The sequence below is a fragment of the Halomonas campaniensis genome (genome assembly GCF_014193375.1).
In the GTDB taxonomy this organism is placed as follows: Bacteria; Pseudomonadota; Gammaproteobacteria; order Pseudomonadales; family Halomonadaceae; genus Halomonas; species Halomonas campaniensis.
Window position 1 is genome coordinate 21,254 of record NZ_JACHZF010000027.1, and the last position, 26,974, is coordinate 48,227.

Consider the following 26,974-nt stretch of genomic DNA (forward strand, 5'->3'; position numbering starts at 1 on the left):
CTTCTCTCCTTCAGGGGACTGCATACAGCAGGGTCTGGCCGCGACGCTTGCAGCAACGATAGGGGAGCCACAACGACCAGGCGTAGTCACCGCCGGTATCCAGGCGGTCACCGTAAGTGTCGGTGACTCCACGGTCCGGCCACACCCGACAGGATTTGCTCATGCCGGGCGTCAGGCGCTGCCAGCGATGAGTAGAGGGGTCACCCTCCTTGACCGGCCCGGGCGGCCAGTAGCCGTCGCGGCTTTCCGCCACCAGCGGCGTGTAGACGTGAGGCTGACCCGTGCGGGTGACGATGTCGGCAGAGCGCTGGGCAGTGGTCGCCGCGGTCTTGTAATCATGCACCTGGGTCAGGAAGCCGCTGCGCGGATAGACGTTGCCCCACAGGTCGCCGGGCTGGCCCAGCTCACGCATGCCGGGCGTGAGCGCCTCCGGGTAGAGCGACTCGGGAATCCCGCTGCGCCACGCCAGGGCGTCCAGGGTCGAGAGGTGGTAGGGCTGGAAGGGTGTCGCTGCCCCAGCGCACGACATGCCGAAGGCGCTGGCGAAGCTGCTGAAGGCACCGCCGGCCGGGTGTCCGATGGCGTCCACGTTCTTGAAGCGCAGGTGCTCGTGCCGAGCCCGGTTGGCATCCGAGGTGCTCTGCCCGCCGGCCAAGGCCTTACCCAAGGGTGGCGAGAGGGTGGCCACTTCCCACCAGGGGTTGTCGCCAGTGTTCTCGTAACTGGAGACCACCAACTCGGGGATGTAATGGCGCACCTGCACCGAGGTGCGTATCGAGCAGCCCGACCAGGAACAGTTGAGCCAGACGCAGATACCGATGACCTGATAGTCCAGGCATTGAGTAGAAATCGACGACGCCACAATCTCTGGTGTTGTTAGCGCCTGGGCGGGCCTCTCAATTACGCCCAGGCTCAGCACAGCGCCAATCAACAGAGCGCCCAAGGTCCTGTAGCGCATCATGGGCGGCTCTCCTGACTCAGCAGGCGATCGGCTTCGTTCAATGCCTGCGCGACGTCCGGCTGGCCGTAAATCACATGGCGACCATCGATCACCACGGCGGGCACTTTCTCGACACCCAGCTGCCAGGCCCTGGCCAGCCCGAGATAGCTATCGGCATAGCGGTCAGCAGTTTCCTGCCACGCGGGCGTGGTCATGCGCTCGCGCATCAAGGCTGCAGCAACGTCAGGATCTGCGGGCAACTGCTGAGACAGCAGGGCATCCAGTCGTCCAGGCACATCGAGTTCGATGACCGCTGCACCAGACGGCACATTGATCACCGGTTCTCCGGCGGTGGTAAAGACTTCGATGGCTGGCTCAGCGAGTACGGGGCCTACCAGGCAGGCAGATAGGCTAAAGGCAGCCAGCCAGCGGCGTGGGTGGTGTCTCTCCATGCGTGCCACTCCAATAGATCAAGGAACTGGCATAGCATTGCCAGGTACATCCAGAGAGACAGCAAGAAATGTTAATTCCGTTGAGAGGTGTTTTCTGGGGTCGTCACCAAAGGCCACCCCATCGGGTTATCAATATCGCAACCCAACTCATCATTTTAAATGACAAGAAACATTGAATCATTCCCTAACCACCACCATAATATTCCCCAACACTCACCCACCACGAGGAAGTTCATGTCCATTCTCAACACCTACATGCAGAAGGAACAGCAGCTCAAGCAGCTCCAGGAAGAGCTCGACAGGCTGAAGAACGACGACCGCCTGAAGACCGAGCTAGATTTCAAAAATCACCTCGAAGACCTGATGCGCGAGTTCGACAAGTCAGCCGCTGACGTCATCAAGCTTCTGGATCCAACGCATACCGCTGACAAGAGCTCCAGCAGCGCCAAGAGCACCGGCCGCGCCAAGCGCAAGCTGAAGATCTACAAGAACCCGAACACTGGCGAAGTCGTCGAGACCCGCGGCGGCAACCAGAAGACGCTGAAGGCGTGGAAGGAGGAGTACGGTGCCGAGACCGTAGAAAGCTGGCTCGTCAGGACTGAGGACTAATACTCTCGTAGCCGGCCTGCCAGTAGTTGGCAGGCCGGCTGCTTTCGGCCAAAAGCGGACAATCATAATTCCCTAAAATAGGAATTCTAAAAACATCCATTACCCTTAATTAATAATGACAGAAGCATTTTGGGCCATCCTAGAGATTTGACCCTAGGAGAGCGCCCCATGAACACTCCCTCTGAAAAACATCACTCCCCGTGGAACAAGGGCAAGCTGGTTGGCCAAAAGCACCCACTCCGATTGAAAGACGTTTGGGCTATTCGTGTCAGGCTTCAAATCAATAATAGACAACGTGACTTGGCGCTGTTTTAACTAGCCATTGATAGCAAGCTAAGAGCCTGCGATTTGGTCGCATTGCATGTCCGAGACGTCTCTCACGGAGATATGATATCTTCCCGAGCCATCGTAATGCAGAGAAAGACCCAAAGACCGGTCCAATTCGAGATAACCGAAAAGACTCGTAGCGCACTACGCCAGTGGATCAAGAACGAAAGCCTTGGAATGGATGATTTTTTATTTCCGAGTCGAAAATCGAGACAGCTTCATTTATCTACCCGTCAGTATGCTCGGATAGTAAAGAACTGGGTGACATCCATTGGTTTGGACTCATCTTCTTATGGGACTCACTCACTCCGGAGAACGAAAGCCACGATCATCTACCGTCAAACCAAAAACTTGAGAGCGGTGCAACTTCTCCTTGGCCATACGAAACTGGAGAGCACTGTCAGATATCTTGGAATAGAAGTCGACGATGCGTTGATCATGGCCGAACAAACTGATGTCTAGCTGCAAGGTGCCGGGAGAGTATTCGACACCAAGAAGGTATGACAATGCGCCTCGGCGAAACGCGTCGCCGAGGCGCTACTGGCAGAGATGCACTTCAGCTGTGATCAGTCATCATGGCCCAGTTGCAGGGCCACAAAGTAAGCACGGCCCTCTCGGTTGAGCAGCACAGGCACTGCTCGGTCATCCGGCAGGCTGGTCAGCATCTCCTTCAGCTGTTGTGGACCCTCTACCGGCTGCTGGCCCAATCTGACCAGCACATCGCCGGGGCGGATACCGGCGGCAGCGGCGTGGCCGGTCGGGTCGACCTTGGCGATGCGCACCCCGTGCTCGAGACCGAGCCGGCGCTTCTCCATCTCGGTTAATGGCTGGACCACGATGCCGAGTCGAACCGAGTCGCCATCGGATTGCTCGGGGCCGGCATTCGGCCACTCGCCGACTTCCACCGTAATGGTCTCGCGCTGGCCATCGCGCAACACAGAGAGCTCAACGTCTTCGCCAGGCGCAGTCTCACCGATCAGGCGCGGCAGGGTCGTGGAGCGGTCCACTTCCTGGCCGTTCACTTCGAGGATGACGTCTCCTGCCTGAAGGCCACTGTCCGCCGCGGGGCCGCTGGGGTCGAGTTCGGCGACCAAGGCACCCTCGGCCTGCTCCATGCCGAAGGATTCCGCGAGGTCCTTGGACACCGGCTGGATGCTGACGCCGAGCCAGCCGCGGCTCACGTAACCCTCTTCGCGAAGCTGGTTGGCGACATCCAGTGCCACGTCGATGGGGATGGCGAAGGAAAGGCCCATGTAGCCGCCGCTACGAGTCAGGATCTGGGAGTTGATGCCCACGACCTCGCCATCCAGGTTGAAGAGCGGCCCGCCCGAGTTGCCCGGGTTGATCGCCACGTCGGTCTGGATGAAGGGGACGTAGACGTCCTGCGGCAGCGTGCGGTTGATGGCGCTGATGATCCCGGACGTCACAGAGTGATCGAAGCCGAAGGGGGAGCCGATGGCGGCGACCCACTGGCCGACCTTGAGGTCGGTGGATTCACCGAGCTCGAGGGTAGGAAGATTGTCCGCCTCGACCTTGAGGACCGCCACGTCGGTCTTTTCATCGGCACCGACCAGCTCCGCCTCGAGCTCACGGCGGTCGTTGAGGCGCACCAGGATCTCGTCGGCCTCCTTGACCACGTGGGCGTTGGTCATGATGTAGCCGTCTTCATCGAAGATGAAGCCGGACCCCAATGACTGGCGTGGCGTATCACCTCGGTTGGGTGCGCCATCAGGTGGCATCGGGATGCGGTCGCCGAAGAAGTGGCGGAAGATCTCCGGCACCTCCTGCCCACCAAATTGCCGAGAGGACGTCATGGACCTTTCGACATCGCGGGAGGTGGAGATGTTGACCACGGCCGGCGCGGCCTTGTCGACCAGCTCCGTGAAATCCGGCAGTCGTGACTCGGCAAGGGCTGGCGTTGCCACAAGCAACAGCAGGGCCAGGCTCATCAGCCAGGAGAGCGAATGGCGCTTGGGTATCACGATGGGCTCCTGTCTTTCGAGTGCATGAAACATGACAGCGCCCTTGATACAGCGACCACGTGGCAAAGTTCCTTACCCGAAACCAACCCTGGCCTGCGACGGCTTCGCTCAGACCGTCAGCACGGCATTGACCAGCCAGCCGTTGTAGACCACCAGGCCCAGCAGCAGGGCGCTGGCCTCGATGCGATTGATGCGCCCTTCGCCGCGGAACCCATAGCCCATGACGAACAGGCTCACAACCATGGCCATCATCACCGGCCAGTCACGCAGCATGATATCTACTGAAAGGGCCTCCATCGGCGCGATGACACCGGCAATGCCTACCACCGCCAGCAGGTTGAACATACAGGAACCCACGACGTTGCCCATGGCGATATCGTGTTCTCCCTTGCGTACCGCGGCGATCGATGACGCCAGCTCGGGCAGGGAGGTACCGAGGGCCACGATGGTCAGGCCGATGATGAGGTCGCTCACGCCCAAGGCACTCGCCACGGAGACGGCCCCCCACACCAGCATCCGCGAGCTCACCAGTAGCAGCGTCAGGCCGACCACCAGCCAGACGATGGCCCTGCCGAGCGTCATGGCATGCGAGGCGAGCTCCTGCTCGGTCTCCGCGGCCAGCGGGTCACCCTTGCCACGCAGTGCCGTCCAGATCGTCCAGCCCATGAGACCGAAGAACCCGAGCAGCAGTAGCAGGGATTCCAGTCGGCTGAGCTGTCCGTTCCAGAAGAGTGCCCCGGCCACGGCCCCAAACAGCAGCAGCAGCGGCAGTTCACGGCGAATGATCGTCGAGTGGACGGCGATCGGCACGATCAGTGCCGTCACTCCAATGATCAGGCCAATGTTGTAGATGTTGGATCCTAGCGCATTGCCGAGGGCCAGGTCGGGGTTGCCATCCAGGGCCGCCATAATGGATACCACGATCTCCGGTGCCGAGGTGCCGAACCCGACGATCACCATGCCAATTACCAGAGATGGCAGTCCGAGATGTCCGGCCACCGCCGCGGCGCCCTCAACGAAGCGGTCGGCACTCCACAGGAGCAGCATGATCCCCAGGATGATGGCCAGAATTGGTAACAGCACAGCGTCTCCTCAATGGTCGCGAGTGGCATGACAGCGTCCCGTCAGATGCCGATGTCTTCGTCGTAATCATGGTCGGCGTGGCGAATCAGTTGGCTATTCTCATCACAGTCGGGGTCATGCACGAAGGTGCGCGTGACATCGACCTCCCCCAGGCTCTGGATAGTGCGACGCCCGAGCAGCACGGGATAGTTCATGTCATCGCGATCCTCCAGGCTGAACTGCTCCTCATGGAGGGTCTGGCCCATGCAGATCGTCATCAGTACCACGGGGCGACGATCCTCCCCACCGGCGCCACTGACCAACAGGTTACGAAATACCTCACGTTCGAAGGTGCGTGATACTACCTCATCCGTGTCCTCATCCTCGACTTCGACGGTGAAGCGCACCCACTCCTCGCCGTCACGTTCGAATGTCTCGATCTCTTCGGCTTGCATCGAGGAAGTGAGCGCACCGGTGTCCAGTTTTACCTTGACCTCGGCCCCCCAGGGTTCGACGGTGGCGGTCTCCACCCAGCCATAGGTCGCCGCGTCTGCGCCCATGGCAGCGCTGGCCAGCCCTCCGGCGACAACCAAGATCGTTGCATAACATGCTGATTTTAAATATTTCATATCTAGGCTACTCCTTGCTATAGAACGGTATGCCGCCCTGCGGCTTAGGGCCTTGTGCCAAGCCCCTCCCTGACCAGGTCACTACAGTGAAGTTCCGGATCCCGATAAGTTGGTATGAAGGCAGGACTGGAGGATCCTGAGTGAGGCCGTCAGAATCGCGCCGCAGACCCACCTTGGAGCACCCATGTGAATATCCTGATGTTCACCAACACTTTCCTGCCGATTGTCGGTGGCGTCAGCGAGTCAGTGCAGCGCCTAAAGCGACAGTTGCAGGGGCAAGAGCACAGGGTATTGCTGGTAGCGCCGAAACTGGAGGGCCAGCCGAAAGAGGAAGAGGGCGTGATCCGAGTCGCCGCCGTTCAGAACTTCAATGGCAGCGACTTTTCCTTGCCGGTGCCGATTCCCGGACAGCTGTATGACGCCATCGAGGCCTTCGAGCCCGATATCGTGCATTCCCATCACCCCTTCCTGCTGGGCGATACAGCCTGTCGCGCCGCCGAGACCTATGGACTGCCGCTGGTATTCACGCACCACACCCTCTACGAACACTACACCCACTATGTGCCAGGGGACTCGCCACGGATGCAGCGCTTCGCTACCTCCCTGGCGACGCAGTACACCTGGCTGTGCGATGCCGTGATCGTCCCCAGCGAGAGCATTCGTCAGCTGCTTCTCGAGCGCGAGGGCAACCCAGCCATCAGCGTGGTGCCCAGTGGCGTCGCAACGGCACGGTTTGCCCAGGGGAATCGGTGCTACTGGCGTGAGCGTCTCGGGATCCCTCAACAGGCCTACGTGATTGGGCACGTAGGTCGCCTGGCTCACGAGAAGAATCTGGCTTTTCTTGCCGAGGCGGTTAGCCAAGCCCTCCAGGCTTGCCCGACGGCTCATTTCCTCGTGGTGGGTCAAGGTGAGGCTCAATCCAGCATGGCGATCATTGCCGACTCACGGGGCGTTTCCGACCGCCTGCACTTCACCGGCCGACTGAAGGAGCAGGCAATGATCGACGCCTACCATGCCATGGATGTCTTTGCCTTTGCCTCCCACAGCGAGACCCAGGGGATGGTGGTGGCCGAAGCCATGGCCGCCGGCCTGCCGGTCGTCGCGGTGTCGGCCCCCGGCATCCGTGAGGTGGTGATCGATGGCGACAACGGCCGTCTGCTTGACGGTGACGATGGCGAGGCGATGGTCGATGCTCTTGTGAGTCTGCAGGAACCTCGGCGCCGTCTTCCTCTTTGCGAGTCTGCACTGGTGACGGCCGCGACCTATGATGAAGCCCATTGTGCCGAGCGGTGCCTTGCCGTGTATCGGCAGGTCATTGCTCAAGGTGGCCCCTTTACCCACGCCGACGATGGCGGATGGGACAGGATACGCAGCCGACTGGGCGCCGAGTGGCAAATGCTGTGCTACCGGGGCCGTCTGCTCAAACGTCTCGTGCGGTCAGAACTGAGTGCACGGGGCCCCGCCTGGTGGCCGGGAACTAGTGAGGACGCCCCCGCACCTTCTCCCGGAACGGGCGACAGTGACGTCGATACCGGGCCGGATTGATGATGGGGTGGTACAAGGCCCTTTTCGTCAAACCCAGAAAAATGCCTTACCGCCGAAGTCAGGAGACATGAAGCAGGCTATAGGGCGCTTCGCAGGCATGTCGTTCGTCTCGTTCGTCGACACTTCCCAGATGCATGTGACGGTCATTGTCGTAGGCGACGAAGAGCCGCTCATGATCGAGCACCGCGAGCCCCTCAGCCTTGTGCTCGAATTCAAGGGGGCTTCCCTCTGCTGTGGTCACCAGCGTGGGTTGTCGACCCGAAGGTAAATCTTCGAGCCCCATCACCCACAGGTAACCCCCGATATGGGGGACACCGTCCTGCTCGGTCTCGAAGCTGGTCAGCAGATAGAGCCGGGCATGATAGGGATCGTATTCCAGGCTCGAGAGGCCACATTCAAAGCGCACGCTCTCGTGATCGCCCGGTTCGAAGGCGTAGAGGTCATGCATCTCGTCGATCAGTACCAGATTGCCCTGATCGCTGATCTCATAGTGCGCCCCTACCAGCCGGCTGACATAGGCGAAGTCATCATGGGACTGCCCCTGCTCTCGGATTCCGAACACCAGCAGGCCATCGCCACGCTCACCGGGTATCGCCGCCAGCCCCTCGATCTTGTAGTACGGGAAGCCGATCGCATGGTCGAGCTTGCGGCGCAGCTCCAGTGACCCCGCTACACCGTCACGCGGATCCGGATCCACCACCTGCACCTTGTCGGGTTCGCCCAGCGGCCAGATCAGCAGGTGATTGTAGGCGTTGAGGTCATGGCTGACGTCATCGATGCGATCAAAGCCGGTGGTGGCCAGGACATGACGGCCATCAGCGGTGAGGGCGAAGTCCTCGTACTTGACGGCCTGTTTGATCAGAGGTGTCGTGAAGTACTCAAGCTCGCTGTCATCGGGGCCCTGTGAGGTCATCGGCAAGGCAAAGACCGCGGAGCGTTGTTCGCCCGGTATCGGCTTGTCGCTGGCCAGGATCAATCGCTTGCCGTCGTACACCACCGCCGACACCTCGGCATTGACCAGGTCACCTTTCTGATCCCGCAGGCCAGCGGGGAAGCAGTGAATGGTGCCCTGCTGAAGAATGGTCGCGTGGGTCATAGCTGATCTACTCCGTGTGCTGAAGCCGGCAATGCTCCATGGCTGGTGCCCTTAACGATAGAACCTCGACAGCGCCCTGAGTACTTCGTTCGACACTCTGGCCTGGGGCTCGATCTCGTCGAGTTCGTTCATGCGGTAGTCGTAGACTTCGAAGGCCCCTGTGGGGTGCACGGCCACCTGATAGTCGGGCATCAGGATGCCATAACCCATGTAGCTGCCCGAGAGCATCCAGTCGCGATGGGGTTCGACGTCCAACAGGCTTTGCCCCAGGGTGTAGCGTTGAGGAGCCGACTCACAGTCGAGCAGTTCCTCGAGCAGCGTAGGTGCAATATCGGCGTGGTGCGTTCGCCGCTCCAGCACACCACCGGACCGTCCCGGCAAATGCATCACCAGCGGAACCTGGACCTGCTCCGGCGTGAAGTTGCTGCCATGTCCCCAGTAGTTCTTGCCATGTTCGTTGAAGGACTCACCATGGTCTGAGGTAATCACCACCGCAGTATCCTCAAGCCGCCCACGGCGCTCCAGATCCTCAAGTACGCGTCCCAATTGCTGGTCCACATAGCGCGCCGCCGTGCGATAGCGGTTCCGGTAAGGTTCGGGATCGAAGTCAGGCCCCAGGCTCATGTGGTTGATATGCTCCCAATAGGGCGTGAACCGTTGGAAGTCAGGCGGATGGCTGTAACCGTGCACGGCGTCATAGAACAGGAAACCGAAGAACGGCCGATCATCCGACCTTGCATCTTCTTTGTCCAACCAGGCTAGCCAGTCATCGGTGATTTGCTGGTCGCGCTCCCAGGGCTCGCCCTGTGCTGGCTCCAGCGAGATATCCTTGAGGCCGGCGAAAACATTACGGTCGAAGGCAGGGCTCACCAGCGTCGCAGAAGAGAGAACCTGAAAGCGGTAATCGGCAGCCTCGAATCGCTCCATCAGCACCGGTGGCGTCTGGCTCGCACTGAAGGCATCCCAGTAGGTGACGGGCAGGCCATAGAAGAGGCTGAAGACGCCAGCCTTGGTGGAGTTGCCGCCACTGATATGTTCACGCGCCCTGAACCAACCGGGTTGGTTGGCGTACCGGTAAAGATTCGGCATCACTTCGGGAGTGAGCATGTCGTGACGCAGGGTATCCAGCACCACCAGCAGCAGGTTGTCGGGAGACACTGGCGGCGAGCAGCTCAGCGGTGCGAAGGGGTAGACCAGGTCCTGCGCCTCACCCTCCGTCGCCTCGAGATCTACCCGATCGCGCACTGCCTGGGGATCGACCCATCCCTGCTTGACGAAGAAACGCTTGGCAGTGGCCGGATAGAAGACCGGCACATGGCGCGTCATGCCGGTGATGTCGCGGTCATAGTGGGCATCCGCCCAGGCATGCCAGCCGTGCACCCCCAGCAGGGCCAACAAGCTCACTACCAGCGTTGCGCCCACAGGCCGTGAAGGTGGACGTCGCTTGAACATCAGCCCGAGACCGCCCTGTACCGCCAACATGCCCAGCACGCCACCGACGGCCAGTGTCCAGGCGACCCATGAGAAGCTGAACACGTCTCCCCCGGCGTTGAGCAGCAGGTCGAGGATGAAGCCACTCAGGTGGAAGCGATACTGAGCGTAGACGAAGGTATCAAGCAGCAGCAGCAGCTGCAGGCCACTCGCCCACAGGGTGGTTACCAGCCATAGCCCGATGCCTCGCAACAGTGTGGCCAGAAGGAACAGCGGCAGGGCTCCCAGCCATACCAGCAGCGAGAGATGGCCGAGGAACACCATCAACAGGTAGCTCCACTGCTCGGCCCTCTCAGGCTGGATGTAGCCGACATAGCGCAGCGAGATAACCCAGGCAAGCAGCAGGTTGGCCAGGGTCCAGGCGCCAAGCCAGCGCCACCGATGCAGGAGTCGATGGGTCATGCGCGAGTTCTCGAAAGGCCAGGGGCCCTTGCAGTCGATGCAGGAAAATCGGGCGAAAGACGCCAGCAAGCGTGCCCCATTCTAAGACATTCTATCTTCGAACTACCTTGACCAAAGCATCGGCGAAAGTGTCGGTATTACCGCTGCCGCCCATGTCCGGCGTGACCTGCTCGCGGTCATTCTCCAGTACCTCGCGGATGCTCCCCCGGATCTTCGCCCCCTTCTCCACCATCCCCAGATGGTCGAGCATGTCGGCCGCCGCCAGCAGCAGGGCACAGGGGTTGGCGATCTTCTTGCCGGCGATGTCCGGCGCCGAGCCGTGCACCGCCTCGAAGATGGCCACCTCACTGCCGATGTTGGACCCCGGGGCCAGGCCCAGACCACCGACCAGGCCAGCACACAGATCGGAGAGGATGTCACCGAACAGATTGGTGGTGACGATGACATCGAACTGGTTGGGATTCATCACCAGCTGCATGCAGGCGTTGTCGACGATCATCTCCTCGAGCTCGATCTCGGGATAGTCCCTGGCCACCTCGCGGGCAACCTCCAGGAACAGGCCAGAGCTGGTCTTGATGATATTGGCCTTGTGCACCGCGGTGACCTTCTGGCGACCTTTCTGGCGAGCCAGCTCGAAGGCGTAGCGCACGATACGCCCGGAGCCGCTGCGGGTCACTCGAATGCTCGACAGGGCGGTCTCGCCATCCTCAGAGAGGCTCTGGCCTTCGGCGAGATAGGCGCCTTCGGTGTTCTCGCGCACCGTGATCAGGTCGATGTTGTCATAGCGCGAGCGGGTACCGGGAAAACTGATCGCCGGACGCACGTTGGCATAGAGGTCGAAGTGGCGGCGCAGCTGCACGTTGATGGAGGAGAACCCCTTGCCGATCGGGGTGGTCAGCGGCCCCTTGAGGGCCACGCGGTGCGTCTCGATCGCCGCTAGCGTCTCGGGGGGTACCAGGGTGCCATGCTTGTCCAGGGCGGCAAGGCCGGCATCATGAAACTCGTAGGTCAGGTCGCAGTCGAGCGCATCCAGCACGCGCAGGGTGGCCTCCATGATCTCGGGGCCAATGCCGTCACCTTTCAATACCGCTATCGTTTGACTCACCTGAGGGTCCTCGTGGTGGGTGGTGTGTTGCATGAAATGGAGACCGCCCCTCAGGCGGAATCCAGGAAGGATGTCAGGGGGCCGGCATGGGTCAGCGCCAGGCGGTGCATGGCCCGGGTGCAGGCCACGTAGAGCAGGTTGCGCTCCATGTCGGTGGCATAGTTCTTCGCCGTGACCTCGGGCACGATGACCCGGTCGAACTCCAGGCCCTTGGCCATGTGGGCGGTGCACACCACGATACCCTGGCCAAAGGCGCTGCTCGTCTCGCCGAGCAGCTGCAGCCGCTCGAAGTCGCCATGCTCGCCGCTCTCCAGCGCCTCGAAGACCTTCCTTGCCTGCTTCTGGGTCTTGCAGACGATCCCCAGGGTGTTGTGCTCGGAGGCAGCAAAGTCGCGGGCCAGCTCGCCGATGGTGGCGAGCTCCGCCTTGCGGGTGCGGGCCTTGAGCACCGCCGGCTCCTCGCCATGACGTTCGATCGCCTCCAGCTCGGGATTGGGCGAGATGCGCTGGGCAAAACGGGTGATCTCGAGGCTCGAGCGATAGCTCTTGTTGAGGGTCACACAGGAGGACTGGCGCAGTACCCGGCGTATCTCCTCGGCCTTCGAGGCGCTGTAGGGATTCACCGACTGGAAGGCATCGCCGAGGATGGTCTTCTTGCACGAGAAGAGTCGGCCGATCACCGCATACTGCACCGGGGTGTAGTCCTGCATCTCGTCGATCAGCAGGTGCTTGACCTCGCGCCAGCGCGAGCGCACGCCCTCCAGTCGCATCTTCAGGTAGATCAGCGGGAAGACATCGGCGTACTCCAGCCGCCCCCGGGAGGCGGTCCTGAACAGCTCCGGCCGTCCCAGCCAGTCGTAGAAGCCCTTGTAGGTCTCGCGCAGGGTCGCCTGCCTGAGCATCGTCTTGACGGCCGCCTTGAGCTGCTTGCGCTCCTCGGGTTCCAGGTCGTAGTTGTACTGGTTGCCGATCTTGCGCTCGATCTCCCAGCTCACCTGCTTGAGGCGTTCATTGGTGGGCAGGTGACGATGCTTGCGGAAGACCTCCTCGAGCAGCCAGGCGGGCACCAGCCGCCGGGCGATCCACAGGTCCTCGGCGGCGAAGCGGTTGGCCTCCACGTGACCTGCATAGCGGTCGAGCTCGGTCAGGAAGTCCGGCGAGGCCTTGTAGCGAAGACGCGCCTTCATGGCCTCGTCGTCCTTCTCCAGCAGCGCCGTGGTCTGCTCGAAGAAGCTCTCGAAGCGGTACTGGCCGTCGAGCAGCTCATCGGCCAGTTCCTCCATGCCGACCTGATTGACCGTCTCCTCACCGAGCTCCGGCAGCACGTTGGCAATGTAGTCGGAGAACACCTGGTTGGGCGAGATGATCAGGATGTCCTCGGAGCTCAGGCTGTCCTTGAAGCGGTAGAGCAGGTAGGCGATGCGGTGCAGGGCGATGGAGGTCTTGCCGGAGCCGGCCACTCCCTGGATGACCAACGCCTGGGCCTCGTCATTGCGGATGATGGCGTTCTGGTCGCGCTGGATGGTGGCAACGATGTTCTTCATGCCCTCATCGGAGGCGCGGCTCAGCTCCTCCTGGAGCACCTCGTCGACCACGTGCACCGCGCTGTCGATCATCAGCTCGATCTCGCCGCCCTTGATGCGGAACTGCCGCTTCAGGGAGATCTCGCCGGCCACCGGCCCCTCGGGGCTCTCGTAGGTGGCGGGACCGGTCTCGTAGTCGTAGAACAGCGAGGCGATGGGCGCCCGCCAGTCGTGGACGCGGCTCACCCCAGCGAGGTCGTCGTGGAAGTGGTGAATGCCGATGTAAACCGGCTCGGCCTTGCCGCCTCGGGCGAAGTCGAAGCGCCCGAAGTAAGGGGAATGCCGTAGCTTCTCGAGCTTGCGGCGCCGTGCCAGGGCGTTGTCGCCGGTCATCACCGCCTGCTCGATGGACTCGCGTGCCGAGATCTTCTCGATATGGTCCATCTCGTCGCGGCTCGTCCAGAGGTACTCTTTCTGCGCCTGGATATCCTCGGCATAGTCGGCAAGACGCCCCTCGAGCTCTGCCAAGTTGGCCTCGATGCGCTCCAGGGTGTGATCGAGCTGCCGCCGCTCGGCCGCTCGCTCGGGGGTATCGGCTTTCTGGTTCATCGTGGTCCGTTCAGGTCGGTATTCGGGGTAAGGGGATCAGGTCGCGCCCACCTCACGGGTGCTGTTGAAGTCGATCTCGGGCCACTTCTCGATGGTCAGATCGAGGACCGACCGGTTGGGCGCCATGAAGGCCAGCGCCCCGGCGGCATCTCTGGCCAGGCGGTTGGCATTGGCCTGGGTAAAGCGCTTCATCACGGCGGCATCCTCACTGCTGACCCACAGCGCCTTGTGTACCGGCACACTCTCGAAGGCAGCATCGACCCCGTATTCGGTCTGCAACCGGTGGGCAACGGTCTCGAACTGCAGTTGCCCCACGGCACCCAGGATCATTCCCGTCTTCTCCAGCGGCTCGAATACCTGGATGGTGCCCTCCTCACCCAGCTCCAGCAGTGCCTTGTTGAGCTGCTTGGCCCGCAACGGGTCATTGAGCCGCGCCATGCGGAAGATCTCGGGTGAGAAATGGGGGATGCCCTCGAGTTCCAGCACCTCGCCCTCGGTGATCACGTCTCCAATCCGCAGGCGACCATGGTTGGGAATGCCGATGATGTCGCCTGCAAAGGCGGAAGCGAGATGGGCCCGCTCCTGGGCCATGAAGGTGATGGCGTGATCGAGGCGGATCGTCTTGCCGCTCCGAACATGCCTGGCCTTGAGGCCCTGGCGGTACTCCCCGGAACAGATCCTCAGGAAGGCAATGCGATCCCGATGCTGGGGATTCATGTTGGCCTGGATCTTGAACACGATGCCGGTAAAAGCACCATCGTCGGGCCGTACCGTACGCTGACGAGCCTCGCGCTGGCGGGGCGGAGGCGCCCAGGACACCAGCGCCTGGAGGATGTCGCGCACGCCGAAGTTGTTGATCGCGGAGCCGAAGAACACCGGCGAGAGGTCGCCGGCGAGGAAGGCCTCATGATCGAAGGATTCGGCCGCCTCGCGCACGATCTCCACCTCCTCTTTGAAGGTGGCGTGGGCAATCGGAAAGTGTTCCACGAGGTAGGGATGATCCTCTCCCTCCAGCACCTCGAGGTCGGTCTCGGGACGACTCTCCCCCGGGGTGAACTTGAGCATTCGCTCGCTATCCAGATCAAAGACACCAGCGAACTGCTTGCCCATGCCGATGGGCCAGGTGATCGGTGCGCAGGGCATGCCCAGGATCTCCTCGATCTCGTCGATCAGTTCCAGGGGGTCACGTACCTCGCGGTCCATCTTGTTGATGAAGGTGATCACCGGCGTCCGGCGTAGCCGGCACACCTCCAGCAGCTTGATGGTCTGCGCTTCGACACCCTTGGCGGCATCGATGACCATCAGCGCCGCATCCACCGCAGTAAGCACCCGGTAGGTGTCCTCCGAGAAGTCCTGGTGGCCGGGGGTGTCGAGCAGGTTGATCACGCAGCCGTCATGCTCGAACTGCATGACGGAGCTGGCCACCGAAATGCCACGCTGCTTCTCGACCTCCATCCAGTCCGAGGTCGCGAACTGCTGGCTCTTCTTGCCCTTGACGGTACCCGCCGAACGGATGGCACCGCCGTACATCAGCAGCTTTTCGGTCAGCGTCGTCTTGCCGGCATCCGGGTGCGAGATAATGGCGAAGGTACGTCGTCTCGCCACCTCCTGCGGGAGAGAGGCGGCAGTCTTGAGGGTTGCGCTTGATGACATGGTTGACCTGATGGGAACGCGAAGTGGGAGTCTCTGAACAACACGAGAAACGACGCGTTGCTAATCCCAGGCGGGCTCCCTGGCGATAGCCGACTCCTGCTCGGCGAGCACCGGGTCATGGTGGCGCCAATACACCGAGCTGATGCCCGGCCCCGCCCCCATCAGCAGCACGGCATCGATGGGATTGAGCGCCTGGTCAGCCTCTAGCGCCACCCCTGACAGGGTGCGATGCCCGTATACGCGCTGCCCCATGAACAACAGGTCGTAGTCCACACAGTCACCCTGCGCGGGACGTTGCTGGTCGATGCTCAAGTAGCCCTGCTCCAGCAGCTGCTGGACGCGCGACGATGACAATTGATCAAGAGTGTTCATGGATCATGCCTCCTGGAAACGCCAGGCCCGAACGCCTCGTACCAGGGCCCGATTGGTTCGGCTCAGGAAACGTCCCCGCTCGAAGGAGGCCGACGTCACGCCGGCGTCGTGCATGTCCTGGTAGACCACCAGCAGGCTCGTGCGCGAATCGAGTGGCAGGTAGTGGTGAACGCTGATCCAGCCATCCGCTGAGGAGAGCTCACCAACGTCGGGGAGAAAGGCACTTTGGCCGCTCATTGCTATTCCCTCTCTCGACCCACGGTTTATGCAAACCGGGAGTCGGGCAAACGCTAGGATCCGACATCACATGAGATGCCGACGAACAGGATGCAAATAGAGGGAAACGCGCTAGGGCGGACTGGGGAAGGTGTCGGTGAGTAACTGTGTCAACGGATTGCTCCTCTTGCAGTTACCAGCGACCTCGGCAAGGTATCTGGATGGTCAGGGAAATAGGCGTTTACGATAACAAACCCTTGAACGGCTGTTCAAGTCAGGGGGCACGGGCGCCCTGTTCCTCGACGAGCCGATTGGCATACAGCACAGCCTCATCATGGCCGCTGGCAATCAGTTGGAGATGCTTCAGGTGATGGTGCTCCCCGGCTTCCTTCAGGATCGTCAGACATAGCCTTGCTGCGAGGCCATCCTCGAGGGGAGGCAACCCCACCTCCTCCGGAAGCGGTAAGGCCAGGGATGCGACTTCGTGTATATCCGCAGCACGGATGGCAAACCGGTAGCACTTGAGGAGTTCCCGCCATCCCTCCTCCGACACCCGGGAGGGAGGCATGAACTTGATCATCTTGGGGGTGGCCTCACCGGGTGACCATGCCATCCAGGCCTGACCCACTGCTGCCGTGCCAAGGTTGCGCCGCTGCGCCTCGGTGGCTGGCACCACCACGGCCTCCAGGGACTCTTCATCAAGGCCCTCCCGATGGATGACCTCTATCGTCACGTTATTCTGCGTCAGTTTCAGCATCTCTCCTCACTCGGCACAATCGATGCATTTCAGCACGGTGGGATCCCACTCCAGTCGCTTGACGGCGATCCATTCACCGCACTCGATACACTCCCCGAACGTGCCCCGATCCAGGCGAGCCAAGGCCGCGTCGATGCGACGGATCGCCAGCTGTCGACGATCCTCCTCGGCCTTGGCCATGGCCTGGCCCTGCAGGGCATCCATGCGCGACAGGCGGCCCACTGACTGCTGGTCCAGCATCACCGTGGCACGACTCTCCTTGCTCTCGAAGCTCTGGTCGATCAGCAGGGCCTTGGCGTCCGCCAGCTGACGGGTGATCTTCTCGATATCGAGTTCCGGATGATTCATCTCAATCCCCTCGTTCAGCGAGGCAAGGGGGCCGGCGGATTGGCTCTCTGCTGCGATCCACCGGCCGAAACAATCAACGTAGCCGCTTTGATGATGAATTTGTAGCGCGGGTGGAGAAGGTGAGTTACGCGAAGACCTGGTCCCACTCGTCCCGCTTAGCCAGGAAGCCGCGGGCGATAACCTGGGCGCCTTCCAGGCTGTGGCTCGCCGCCCAGCCGCACTGCATCTCGTTGCAGGCCGGGACCTCAGTGGCCTCGAGCACGTCCTTGAGCGTGCCTTCTAGCAGCGCGAGCACCCCCGCGTAGTCATCGTGATTGATCATCGCGATGTAGAAGCCGGTCTGACAGCCCATGGGGCTGATGTCGACCACCTTGTTGGAGTGGTTGCGCGAGAGCTCGGCCATCAGGTGTTCCAGGGAATGCAGGGCGGGCATCTCCATGTGGTCCTGGTTGGGCTGGCAGATACGCATATCGTACTTGTGGATGCGATCGCCGTTCTCGCCGGCCTTGATGTCGGCCAGGCGCACGTAGGGCGCCTTCACCTGGGTATGGTCCAGGTTGAAGCTCTCGACGTTCATCTTCTGCTCGGTCATGAGGATCTCCTGTGGTATGCAAGGGCACGGGCGGTCATGCCCGTGCCATTTATGCCGGATTCAGAGTTCCGGGGCGTCGTAGTCGTGGGGCTCGTCGGTGTAGACGCAGACATTGGCATGATCCACGTCGCCGTCATCAGCCTCGACCTGGCTGGCGAAGAACGCCTTGATCTCGCGACGGTTGCAGTGCGCCTCGAAGGCTTCTCGGCTGGCCCAGATCTCGTGGAAGACGATGGGGTAGCTGGCACCCTGGGCGTTGGGGTGATCGATATGCCGGGTCACCGTGTACTGGAGGCAGCCGTCCTCGCGGTGCGCATTGGGCTCGAGCGCCTGCAGGGCCTTGAACACTGCCTGTTCGCGGCCGGGCTTGGGTTTGAAGTTGGCGATGCAGTAGAGCTTCTGGGACATCTTGTTTCTCCGTGTCGTCGGGGGTCAGAGCCTGGCGGCGTCGCGCAGGCCAGCGGCCTTGTCGGTGGCCTCCCAGGGGAAGGCCGTGAAGGTCTCGATATGCTCCTGGCCCTGGGTGTCGGTCCAGGCGTAGCTGGTCTCGAAGGGCTCGCGACCGAAGTGGCCATAGGCCGCGGTCAGCTGGTACATGGGATGCAGCAGGTCGAGCATGCGAGTGATGGCGTTGGGCCGCAGGTCGAAGTGCTCGCGCACCAGCTCGATGATGCGGGCGTCGTCCACCCGGCCGGTACCGAAGGTGTTGACCGAGACCGAGGTGGGCTCGGCCACGCCGATGGCATAGGAGACCTGGATCTCGCACTTGTCGGCGAGTCCCGCGGCGACCAGGTTCTTGGCGACGTAGCGGCCGGCATAGGCGGCGCTGCGGTCGACCTTGGAGGGGTCCTTGCCGGAGAAGGCGCCGCCGCCATGGCGGGCGGTGCCGCCATAGGTGTCGACGATGATCTTGCGCCCGGTCAGGCCGCAGTCGCCCACCGGGCCGCCGATCACGAACTTGCCGGTGGGGTTGATGTGGTACTTGGTGGTCGCGGTCAGCCACTCGGCGGGGATCACCTGCTCGATGATCTCGCGGCGCACCATCTTGCGCAGCTCTTCCTGGTCGATCTCCGGGTCGTGCTGGGTGGAGAGCACCACGGCATCCACGGCGCAGGGCTTGCCTGCCGCGTCGTAGCGGAAGGTCAGCTGGCTCTTGGCGTCGGGACGCAGCCAGGGCAGCAGGCCGTGCTTGCGCAGCTCGGCCTGGCGCTCCACCAGCCGGTGCGCATAGTGGATCGGCGCCGGCATGTAGGAGTCGGTCTCGTTGGTGGCGTAGCCGAACATCAGGCCCTGATCGCCGGCGCCCTGGTCCTCGGGCTGGCTGCGGTCGACCCCCTGGGCGATGTCCACGCTCTGCTTGCCGATCAGGTTGAGCACGCCACAGGTCTCGCCGTCGAAGCCCACGTCCGAGGAGGTGTAGCCGATGCCGGTGATCACCTCGCGCACCAGCGCCTCGAGGTCGACCCAGGCCGAGGTGGTGATCTCGCCGGCGACGATGGCCACGCCGGTCTTGACCAGGGTCTCGCAGGCCACCCGGGCGTTCTTGTCGCGGGCGATGATGGCGTCGAGCACCGCATCGGAGATCTGGTCGGCGATCTTGTCCGGATGCCCCTCGGACACGGACTCGGAGGTAAAGAGGGAGTAGTCGCTCATCGGGAATTCCAGGTGAGTGAGTGGTAACGCACTATCAGCTGACGCGGCGATAGCCGCCAAGCTTGCCCTTCTTGCTAAGCACGAACTGCCAGAGCTGGATATCGCGGGCGCGGAAGGCACCGGCACAGCTCAGCAGGTAGTAGCGCCACATGCGGTAGAAGCGCTCACCGTAGGTGTCGGCGAACTGGGGCCAGGCGGCCTCGAAGTTCTCGTGCCAAGCCATCAGTGTCCTGTCGTAGTCCGCGCCGAAGTTGTGCAGGTCCTCGACCACGAACAATTCTTCGGCAGCATCAGTGACATGCCCCAGGGCCGGCAGCTCGCCATTGGGGAAGATGTACTTGTCGAGCCAGGGGTCCGGCGAGGTATCGCGCACGTTCTTGCCGATGGTGTGCAGCAGGAAGAGGCCATCGTCCTTGAGGCAACGATTCGCGACGTCCATGTAGGTGCGATAGTTCTTGCGACCGACGTGCTCGAACATGCCAATGCTGACGATGCGGTCGAACCGCTCGGTCTCGTCGCGGTAGTCCTTGAGACGGAACTCCACCGGCAGGCCCTGTTGCATCAGGCTCTTGCCGAAGTCGGCCTGTTCGCGAGAGATGGTAAGGCCCACGCACTCCACGCCGTAGTGCTCGGCAGCATAAGCCATGAAGCTGCCCCAGCCGCAGCCGATGTCGAGCACGCGCATGCCAGGCTCGAGCTCTAATTTGCGGCAGATCAGGTCGAGCTTGGCCTCCTGGGCCTGATCTAGGGTCTCCGCCGTCTTCCAGTAGCCGCAGGTGTAGGTCATGCGCGGATCGAGCATGGCGGCGTAAAAGTCGTTGCCGAGGTCATAATGGGCTTCGCCGACCTCGAAGGCGCGGCTGGCGGTCTGCAGGTTGATCAGGCGGGTGCGCAGGTGATGAAAGACCAGCTTGCGCGGGTTGATCTGTTCGGGGAGGTGGGCGCGCAGCAGGCGGAAGAAAAACTCGTCCAGGTGCTCGGCGTCCCAGTCACCGTTCATGTAGCTTTCGCCCAGGCCCAGGTTGCCGCGGGCCAGTGCCTCGTCGATGACGCCGTGGGCGTTGAACTTGATATCCCAGGGGCGGTCGCCGTTGATGCGGATATCTGCTTTCCCCAGCAGCTCAGCGACGAAGCGCTGCGAGGAAGAGGTTTCATCGAAAAATGCCGAATGAGCAAAGGTATTGCTGTTCAAGGGTCGCTTCCTTGTACTGCCCTCTCGCCAGGAGAGGTGATGACATCAGGGGTCCTCGGTGTGAGTGGGGCATAACGGAAGCGCGAATCAGGGCGGAAGGATCGTCAATTTTTCGGGTCCTATACAGGGCAATGGCGTGCCTGGAAAGAAAAAAACCGGCACACACCAAAAGGAGCGGTGGGCCGGTTTCGGGAACTTCAACGCAGCAGCAGCACCGGTATGTGTGACTTGCGCAGCATCTCGCTGGTGGTACTGCCTACCAGCAGGTGGCGGATATGTGAATGTCCGTAGGCGCCCATTACCAGCAAGTCGATGCTGTGGTCCTCCTGGTAGGCGTGGAGCGTCGCCTCCACTTCGCCGGCGCGGATGGCGCCCTCGGCCTCATGGCCCTCATCACGCAGGGCCTTGAGCGCCCACTCAAGCTGGGAGCGGTTGTCGCCGGTCTCGGCACCGACGATCACGACATGTACCGGAATACCCTCGAAGAGCGGGCTCTTGGCCAGCATCTCCACCCCTTTGCGGGTGGTCTTGCTGCCATCGAAGGCCAGCATCACCTTCTCGGGCCGCTTGTAGGTGGCCGGTACCATCAGGATCGGCCGGTGCAGGGTGCGCACCACCCGCTCCAGGTTGGAGCCCAGGTGACCGCTGTCCTGGTGGGCCGTCTCGCCGCGCTTGCCCACCACCAGCAGGCGGATCTCGTCGGCCAGCTCCTCCAGGGTCTCCACCAGGGTGCCGTTGCGTTGGCGGCCGGAAGGATCTCTCACGCCATCCTCGACGGCCCGCTCGATAGACGCCTTCATCATTAGCCGGCCCTGTTCCTGGGCCACCTTGGCGCGCTGCTCGTCGAGTTGGGCGAGCTCCTTGAGCAGTCGCTCACGACCGCCGGCCAGCAAGTTGCCGGAAAGGTTTCGCTCCTCCGGCGGCAGATGGTTGTCGTTCACGTGCAAGAAGGTCAGCGGGGCGCTCAGTGCCAGGCTCGCCCAGGCGGCGTAGTCGCAGACCCCTTCGGAAAACTGTGAGCCGTCGATGGCGGCCATTACCTGTTCTGTCATTCTATATGTATCCTTTTGATTGGCTTTTGGATTCTCGCCCCTTCCCGCTTGCCGACAGAAGCGCGGAGCCTCGAGTTCATCGGTCTCAACTTACCAAGTGGGTCACTCCCAAATACCCGACCACGGTCATCACCACCGCATAGGGGAAAGCCATGATCACCATCCTGCCGTAGGAAAGCCGCAGCAGCGGCGCGATAGCTGAGGTGAGCAAAAACAGGAAAGCGGCCTGTCCGTTGGGGGTGGCCACACTGGGCAGGTTGGTGCCGGCATTGACGGCGATGGCTAGCAAGCGGAACTGTTCGGCGCCCAGGTCGCCGCGCAGGAAGGCCGCCTTGAGCTCGCTGATATAGACGGTGGCCACGAAGACATTATCGGAGATCGCCGAAAGCAGGCCGTTGGCGAAGAACAAGAGCCCCGCCTGCCCTTCTGCCGGCTGGGCCAGCACCATCTCGATAAAGGGCTGGAAGAGGTGCTGGCTATGGATCACCGAGACCACGGTGAAGAAGACCACCAGCAGGGCGGTGAATGGCAGCGCCTCCTGGAAGGCCTTCCCAATCTGGTGCTCGTCGCTGACGCCGTTGAAGCTGGTCAGCAGCACGATCACCGCCAGGCCGATCAGCCCCACCTCGGCCAGATGCAGGGCCAGGGCCGTCACCAGGAAGACGGCCACCAGGGCCTGGGCGATCAGTTGGGCACGTTCCCGATTGGTGCGCTTGCTGGCCTTGTAGTGGTCATAGTCCTTGAGGATCTTGCGAATGGTCTTGGGCATGGCGGCGCCGTAGCCGAACCACTGCAGCTTCTCCAGGGCCAAGCAGGTGAGTAGCCCCGCCACCAGCACCGGCAGGCTTACCGGCAGCATATTGAGGTAGAAGTCGGCAAAGCCCCACTCCATCTCCTTGGCGATCAGCAGGTTCTGGGGCTCGCCCACCATGGTGGCCACGCCTCCCAAGGCGGTGCCCACGGCGCCGTGCATCAGCAGCGAGCGCAGGAAGGCGCGGAAGTCGTCCAGTTCGGTGCGCAGTTCGGCGCGCACCGGGGCGTCGTCGTTGTGGTCGTGGTTATGGTCGTAGCTCTTGCCGGAGGCCACCTTGTGATAGACGGAGTAGAAGCCCACGGCGATGGCGATAATCACCGCGGTCACCGTCAAGGCATCCAGGAAGGCGCTGAGGAACGCCGCCATCACCGAGAAGAGCAGCGACAGCAGGTACTTGGAACGCACATGGATCAGCAGTTTGGTGAAGGTGAAGAGCAGCAGGTTCTTCATGAAGTAGATCCCCGCCACCATGAACATCAGCAGCAGGATCACCGCCAGGTTGTGCTCCACCTCGCCGAGCACCGACTCCGGAGAGGTCAGTCCGAGGGCAACGGCCTGCAGAGCCAGCAGGCCCCCGGGCAACAGCGGATAGCACTTCAGGGCCATGGCCAAGGTAAAGATAAACTGGCCCAGCAACAGCCAGCCCAACAAGGTCCCGGACTGCTCTCCCAAGGACCAGTGGCAGAGAGCATTGAAGACGAGAAAGGCAAGAATGGCGATCTTGTACCAGATCGGCGAGTTGCCCAGGAAGTTGCGGAAGGCGCCCCCCAGCAACAATCGGGGGGAGGAAGGGCGTGGCGTGGCGAGGGTCGCTTGGTCGTGGGGCATGGTGATCAACATTGGCGTTGGAGGTGGGGATGGATCGGACCAGTCCAGCATCGCGCCGGGGAGGTCGGACAGGGGGAAGATCTCCTGTATGACGGGTCATCGGACGGCCCCGCCCCGGCGAGTCCACCGGGACGGAACAACCGTCGATGCGTCAGTGACCGCCCATCAGCTTCTCGACGGCTTCGGGGTCATCATGCACCGCATAGCGGTCGACGATGGTGGCGCTTGCCTCGTTGAGGCCGATCATCTCCACCTCGGTGCCCTCGCGGCGGAACTTGATCACCACCCGGTCCAGGGTCTGGACGGCGGTGATGTCCCAGAAGTGGGCACGGGAGAGGTCGATGGTGACCTTCTCCACCGTCTCCTTGAAGTCGAAGGCCTCGCCGAAGCGCTCGGAGGAGGCGAAGAACACCTGACCCACCACCCGGTAGATGCGCCGGCTGCCCTCGTCGGCCTCCTCGCTGCCGATGTAGAGGATGTTGCCCACCTTGTTGGCGAAGAACATGGCCGCAAGCAGCACGCCGACGAAGACGCCGATGGCCAGGTTGTGGGTGCCCACGGTCACCACCACGGTGGCGACCATGACGAAGTTGGTGCTCATCGGGTGCTTCTTGAGGTCCTTGATGGAGCTCCAGCTGAAGGTGCCGATGGCGACCATGATCATCACCGCCACCAGCGCGGCCATGGGAATCTGGGAGACCCAGTCGGCCAGGAACACCACCATCAGCAGCAGCGACACGCCGGCGATCAGGGTCGACATGCGACGGCGACCGCCGGACTTGATGTTGATCACCGACTGGCCAATCATCGCGCAGCCCGCCATGCCGCCGAGCAGGCCGGCACCGATGTTGGCGATGCCCTGTCCCTTGCACTCGCGGTTCTTGTCACTGCGGGTGTCGGTCAGGTCGTCGATGATGGTGGCGGTCATCATCGACTCCAGCAGGCCCACCACGGTCAGCATCAGCGCGGTGGGGAAGATGATCATCAGCGTCTCGAGGTTGAGCGGCACCTCGGGCCACAGGAACACCGGCAGGCTATCGGGCAACTCGCCCATGTCACCGACGCTGCGGATCTCCATGCCGGTCATCATGTAGACGGCGGTCAGCACCACGATACAGACCAGCGGCGAGGGGATGGTCTTGCCGATCACCGGTACCAGGGGGAAGCCGTAGATGATCGCCAGACCGGCCAGCGTCATGGCGTAGACGTGCCAGGTCACCCCGGTCAGCTCAGGCAGCTGGGCCATGAAGATCAGGATCGCCAGGGCATTGACGAAGCCGGTGACCACCGAGCGCGACACGAAGCGCATCAGCTCGGCGAGCCTGAGATAGCCGGCGATGATCTGCAGCACCCCGGTCAGCAGGGTAGCAGCCAGCAGGTACTCCAGGCCGTGCTCCTTGACCAGGGTGATCATCAGCAGCGCCATGGCGCCGGTGGCCGCCGAGACCATCCCCGAACGCCCGCCGGTAAAGGCGATGATCACGCAGATCGCGAAGGAGGCGTAGAGGCCGACCTTGGGGTCGACCCCGGCGATGATGGAGAAGGCAATGGCCTCGGGGATCAGCGCCAGGGCGACGACGATGCCCGCCAGGGTGTCGCCCTTGAGATTGGAGAACCAACTCAATTTCATTTTTTCGTACATGCTGCGGTCCAGTCAGGGGATGAATCAGTTCAGCCTCGTGACACGATAGCGATGACGCACACAGCCACCCGACACCCAGATAGGTGCAGAGCAAAGCAATGAAATGTGGGAGTCACGCACGTATCGGGTCAGAGGTAACGCCTTTGACGTAGCGTGAGGATCGGGCGTGTCGCCTCGTTGACGGCGGGCGAGCCCAGAAGGGGGGGGAGCGCTAGGGCGGAGTCATCAGCCCTGAGAAAGAGGTTGTCATGGGGTGCTTTAGCCTTCTATCGCGATGATCGACATCGTTCATAGCACCAGAGCTTGCCCGGTGAAATTGCATGTCATCCCGTGGAAAGCTAGGTACTCTACCAAAATTCATGCTGCATTGCACACTTGAGGGAGGTATGCGCAGGATAGGACATCTCTCAGCCTGGCCAGACTCCAGGCTCCGATGCGGATGAGCGGTGTCGGCGACCCCAAGCTTACAGCGAGGGCATAGCAGGGTCCTGAGAACGCCGACGGAGTTCTTGATCACCTGCGCATCGAGAGCATGAAGCGACAGGACACTTATGTGCGCTCGTCCTCCCCGGCCAGCTCCGCACTTACGCTGCGAAACTGCTCCAGGGCGGCCTCCAGGTTCTCGACGATCTCGGTGGCCAGCACGTCCGGCTCCGGCAGGCTATCGATGTCCTCCAGGCTGTCGTCCTTGAGCCAGAAGATATCCAGGTTGAGCTTGTCGCGCTGGATCAGCTCGTCGTAGCTAAAGCGGCGGAAGCGCTCGGTCTCCTGGCGTTCGCGGTAGCAGCGCACGAAGTCATCGAGGTCGGCGTGGGTCAGCCGCTTGGTCTTCAGGGTCTTGTGGACGTTGGTGCGGTAGTCGTAGACCCACAGCTCCCTGGTCTGCGCCTCCCGGCTGGCCGGACGCTTGTCGAAAAACAACACGTTGGCCTTCACCCCGGGGCTGTACCAGATGCCGGTAGGCAGGCGCAGCAGGGTGTGGAAGTTGAAGCCCTCCAGCAGACGCTTGCGGATGCCCTCGCCCGCCCGGCCGGCCTCGAACAGCACGTTGTCGGGCAGTACCACGCCGGTGCGGCCGTGGGTGTCGAGGATGGTCATGATGTGCTGGAGGAAGTTGAGCTGCTTGTTCGAGGTGGAGAACTTGAAGTCCTCGCGCTCGTAGCTCTCGTGCTCAGTGCTCACCGAGCCGTCTTCCCCCACCACCTTGTAGCTGGACTTCTTGCCGAAGGGCGGGTTGGTCAGCACCACGTCGAAGCGTTTGCCACCGTCACCGGAGAGAGCATCCCCTTGATGCACGGGGCTGCCACCGTTGCCGATACCGTGCAGGTAGAGGTTCATGGCACACAGCCGCACCACCTCATCGACAATATCCACCCCATGCAGGGCGTTGTGCTTGAGCTGACGCAGTTTCTCGCGGTCCTGGCTCTGGGTCTTCATGTGCTCGAAGGCGGAGAGCAGGAATCCCCCGGTCCCACACGCCGGATCGCACACGGTCTCGTCGATCCGCGGGTCAACACACTTCACGATGGCGTCGATGACCGGGCGCGGAGTGAAGTACTGGCCGGCGCCGGAGCGCACCTCAGAGGCGTTGCGCTCCAGCAGCCCCTCGTAGATCTCGCCCTTCACGTCGACCTTCAGGCCGACCCAGGGGCCTCCCTTGTCGATCAGGCTGACCACCCGCTTGAGCTTGGCCGGGTCGGAGAGCTTGTTCTGGGACTTGCGAAAGATGGTGCCGATCAGACCACTCTCGCGGGCCAGGCCCTCCAGGGTATGGCGATACTGCAGTTCCAGGTCATCACCATCTTTCTCCGCCAGCTTGCTCCAGCGCCACTGGCTGGGGATGCAGGTCTCCTCGCCCAGCAGCTCCACCCGCTCCTCGTCCATCTTGAGAAACAGCAGATAGGTGATCTGCTCGATGTAGTCGCCGTAGGAGACGCCCTGGTCGCGCAACACATGGGCATAGTTCCAGACCTTGGAGACGAGTTGTTCGTAAGCGCTCCACAAACCCCATCTGTTGCGGCGTGAGTTAGACCGGTAGCGTGTCTTTCCAGCGCCAGGGCAGCAGCGTGTCGAGGTCGTCACC

25 protein-coding genes are annotated in these 26,974 nt (G+C 62.1%); 3 read left to right on the forward strand and 22 right to left on the reverse strand.

Annotation, left to right across the window (positions count from 1 at the left end; translation table 11 throughout):
- Positions 1 to 10: 10 nt before the first annotated feature.
- Both BDK63_RS15645 and BDK63_RS15650 read right to left on the reverse strand, forming a co-directional pair.
- Positions 11 to 961, reverse strand: coding sequence for a TIGR03756 family integrating conjugative element protein (locus BDK63_RS15645; RefSeq protein ID WP_425485963.1), 951 nt, complete (start codon positions 959 to 961; stop codon positions 11 to 13).
- Positions 958 to 1,392, reverse strand: coding sequence for a TIGR03757 family integrating conjugative element protein (locus BDK63_RS15650; RefSeq protein WP_095623359.1), 435 nt, complete (start codon positions 1,390 to 1,392; stop codon positions 958 to 960). Before BDK63_RS15650 ends, BDK63_RS15645 begins: the two co-directional genes overlap by 4 nt.
- 234 nt (positions 1,393 to 1,626) lie before the next feature.
- Here BDK63_RS15650 and BDK63_RS15655 point away from each other — a divergent pair, with 234 nt between their 5' ends.
- Positions 1,627 to 2,001 carry a histone-like nucleoid-structuring protein, MvaT/MvaU family gene (locus BDK63_RS15655; protein WP_095623360.1) on the forward strand — a complete coding sequence of 125 codons (375 nt, stop codon included), beginning with the start codon at positions 1,627 to 1,629 and terminating at the stop codon, positions 1,999 to 2,001.
- Between the two features lie 321 nt (positions 2,002 to 2,322).
- Positions 2,323 to 2,790: a tyrosine-type recombinase/integrase gene (locus tag BDK63_RS18705; protein ID WP_343065333.1), complete on the forward strand. Its 468-nt coding sequence runs from the start codon at positions 2,323 to 2,325 to the stop codon at positions 2,788 to 2,790.
- A gap of 104 nt (positions 2,791 to 2,894) precedes the next feature.
- Here BDK63_RS18705 and BDK63_RS15665 read toward each other — a convergent pair whose 3' ends face one another.
- From BDK63_RS15665 to rloA3, 3 genes are all read right to left on the reverse strand, one after another.
- On the reverse strand, positions 2,895 to 4,277 hold the full coding sequence (locus BDK63_RS15665; protein WP_246386210.1) for a DegQ family serine endoprotease: 1,383 nt from the start codon (positions 4,275 to 4,277) through the stop codon (positions 2,895 to 2,897).
- Positions 4,278 to 4,418: 141 nt separating this feature from the next.
- Complete coding sequence (locus BDK63_RS15670; protein WP_183333624.1) at positions 4,419 to 5,393, reverse strand: calcium/sodium antiporter; 975 nt, start codon at positions 5,391 to 5,393, stop codon at positions 4,419 to 4,421.
- 41 nt (positions 5,394 to 5,434) lie between these two features.
- Positions 5,435 to 6,001: a retropepsin-like aspartic peptidase RloA3 gene (gene rloA3 / locus BDK63_RS15675; RefSeq protein WP_106232398.1), complete on the reverse strand. Its 567-nt coding sequence runs from the start codon at positions 5,999 to 6,001 to the stop codon at positions 5,435 to 5,437.
- Between the two features lie 186 nt (positions 6,002 to 6,187).
- Here rloA3 and BDK63_RS15680 point away from each other — a divergent pair, with 186 nt between their 5' ends.
- Complete coding sequence (locus tag BDK63_RS15680) at positions 6,188 to 7,546, forward strand: glycosyltransferase (RefSeq protein WP_343065332.1); 1,359 nt, start codon at positions 6,188 to 6,190, stop codon at positions 7,544 to 7,546.
- 58 nt (positions 7,547 to 7,604) lie between these two features.
- Here BDK63_RS15680 and BDK63_RS15685 read toward each other — a convergent pair whose 3' ends face one another.
- The 17 genes from BDK63_RS15685 to BDK63_RS15765 all read right to left on the reverse strand — a co-directional run bounded on the left by BDK63_RS15685 (position 7,605) and on the right by BDK63_RS15765 (position 26,895).
- Complete coding sequence (locus tag BDK63_RS15685; protein ID WP_183333625.1) at positions 7,605 to 8,642, reverse strand: hypothetical protein; 1,038 nt, start codon at positions 8,640 to 8,642, stop codon at positions 7,605 to 7,607.
- A 51-nt stretch (positions 8,643 to 8,693) separates the two neighbouring features.
- A complete protein-coding gene (locus BDK63_RS15690) occupies positions 8,694 to 10,535 on the reverse strand; it encodes a DUF3413 domain-containing protein (protein WP_183333626.1) in 1,842 nt (613 codons plus the stop codon).
- Positions 10,536 to 10,626: 91 nt separating this feature from the next.
- Positions 10,627 to 11,640, reverse strand: a complete 1,014-nt coding sequence (locus BDK63_RS15695; protein WP_183333627.1) for an isocitrate dehydrogenase — start codon at positions 11,638 to 11,640, stop codon at positions 10,627 to 10,629.
- Between the two features lie 50 nt (positions 11,641 to 11,690).
- Positions 11,691 to 13,772: a HelD family protein gene (locus tag BDK63_RS15700; RefSeq protein ID WP_183333629.1), complete on the reverse strand. Its 2,082-nt coding sequence runs from the start codon at positions 13,770 to 13,772 to the stop codon at positions 11,691 to 11,693.
- Between the two features lie 36 nt (positions 13,773 to 13,808).
- Positions 13,809 to 15,425 (reverse strand): peptide chain release factor 3, encoded by a 1,617-nt coding sequence (locus BDK63_RS15705; protein WP_183333631.1) that lies wholly within the window; start codon positions 15,423 to 15,425, stop codon positions 13,809 to 13,811.
- A 60-nt stretch (positions 15,426 to 15,485) separates the two neighbouring features.
- Positions 15,486 to 15,797 (reverse strand): hypothetical protein, encoded by a 312-nt coding sequence (locus tag BDK63_RS15710; RefSeq protein WP_183333633.1) that lies wholly within the window; start codon positions 15,795 to 15,797, stop codon positions 15,486 to 15,488.
- Positions 15,798 to 15,800: 3 nt separating this feature from the next.
- Positions 15,801 to 16,034, reverse strand: coding sequence for a hypothetical protein (locus BDK63_RS15715; RefSeq protein ID WP_183333635.1), 234 nt, complete (start codon positions 16,032 to 16,034; stop codon positions 15,801 to 15,803).
- Between the two features lie 253 nt (positions 16,035 to 16,287).
- Positions 16,288 to 16,770, reverse strand: coding sequence for a hypothetical protein (locus tag BDK63_RS15720; protein ID WP_183333637.1), 483 nt, complete (start codon positions 16,768 to 16,770; stop codon positions 16,288 to 16,290).
- A gap of 6 nt (positions 16,771 to 16,776) precedes the next feature.
- Positions 16,777 to 17,118: a TraR/DksA family transcriptional regulator gene (locus BDK63_RS15725; protein ID WP_183333639.1), complete on the reverse strand. Its 342-nt coding sequence runs from the start codon at positions 17,116 to 17,118 to the stop codon at positions 16,777 to 16,779.
- A gap of 124 nt (positions 17,119 to 17,242) precedes the next feature.
- The gene (locus BDK63_RS15730; protein ID WP_183333641.1) at positions 17,243 to 17,710 is read right to left on the reverse strand and encodes an S-ribosylhomocysteine lyase; all 468 of its coding nucleotides are present in this window, start codon (positions 17,708 to 17,710) and stop codon (positions 17,243 to 17,245) included.
- A 60-nt stretch (positions 17,711 to 17,770) separates the two neighbouring features.
- Positions 17,771 to 18,118 carry a putative quinol monooxygenase gene (locus BDK63_RS15735; protein WP_027960478.1) on the reverse strand — a complete coding sequence of 116 codons (348 nt, stop codon included), beginning with the start codon at positions 18,116 to 18,118 and terminating at the stop codon, positions 17,771 to 17,773.
- A 24-nt stretch (positions 18,119 to 18,142) separates the two neighbouring features.
- On the reverse strand, positions 18,143 to 19,363 hold the full coding sequence (metK, locus tag BDK63_RS15740; RefSeq protein WP_183333643.1) for a methionine adenosyltransferase: 1,221 nt from the start codon (positions 19,361 to 19,363) through the stop codon (positions 18,143 to 18,145).
- Positions 19,364 to 19,397: 34 nt separating this feature from the next.
- The gene (gene cfa / locus BDK63_RS15745) at positions 19,398 to 20,555 is read right to left on the reverse strand and encodes a cyclopropane fatty acyl phospholipid synthase (RefSeq protein WP_183333645.1); all 1,158 of its coding nucleotides are present in this window, start codon (positions 20,553 to 20,555) and stop codon (positions 19,398 to 19,400) included.
- Between the two features lie 197 nt (positions 20,556 to 20,752).
- Positions 20,753 to 21,607 carry a universal stress protein gene (locus BDK63_RS15750; RefSeq protein WP_183333647.1) on the reverse strand — a complete coding sequence of 285 codons (855 nt, stop codon included), beginning with the start codon at positions 21,605 to 21,607 and terminating at the stop codon, positions 20,753 to 20,755.
- A gap of 85 nt (positions 21,608 to 21,692) precedes the next feature.
- A complete protein-coding gene (gene nhaB, locus BDK63_RS15755) occupies positions 21,693 to 23,249 on the reverse strand; it encodes a sodium/proton antiporter NhaB (RefSeq protein ID WP_183333649.1) in 1,557 nt (518 codons plus the stop codon).
- A 151-nt stretch (positions 23,250 to 23,400) separates the two neighbouring features.
- Positions 23,401 to 24,891 carry a SulP family inorganic anion transporter gene (locus BDK63_RS15760; RefSeq protein ID WP_183333651.1) on the reverse strand — a complete coding sequence of 497 codons (1,491 nt, stop codon included), beginning with the start codon at positions 24,889 to 24,891 and terminating at the stop codon, positions 23,401 to 23,403.
- Between the two features lie 549 nt (positions 24,892 to 25,440).
- A complete protein-coding gene (locus tag BDK63_RS15765; RefSeq protein WP_183333653.1) occupies positions 25,441 to 26,895 on the reverse strand; it encodes a type I restriction-modification system subunit M in 1,455 nt (484 codons plus the stop codon).
- Positions 26,896 to 26,974 lie beyond the last annotated feature (79 nt).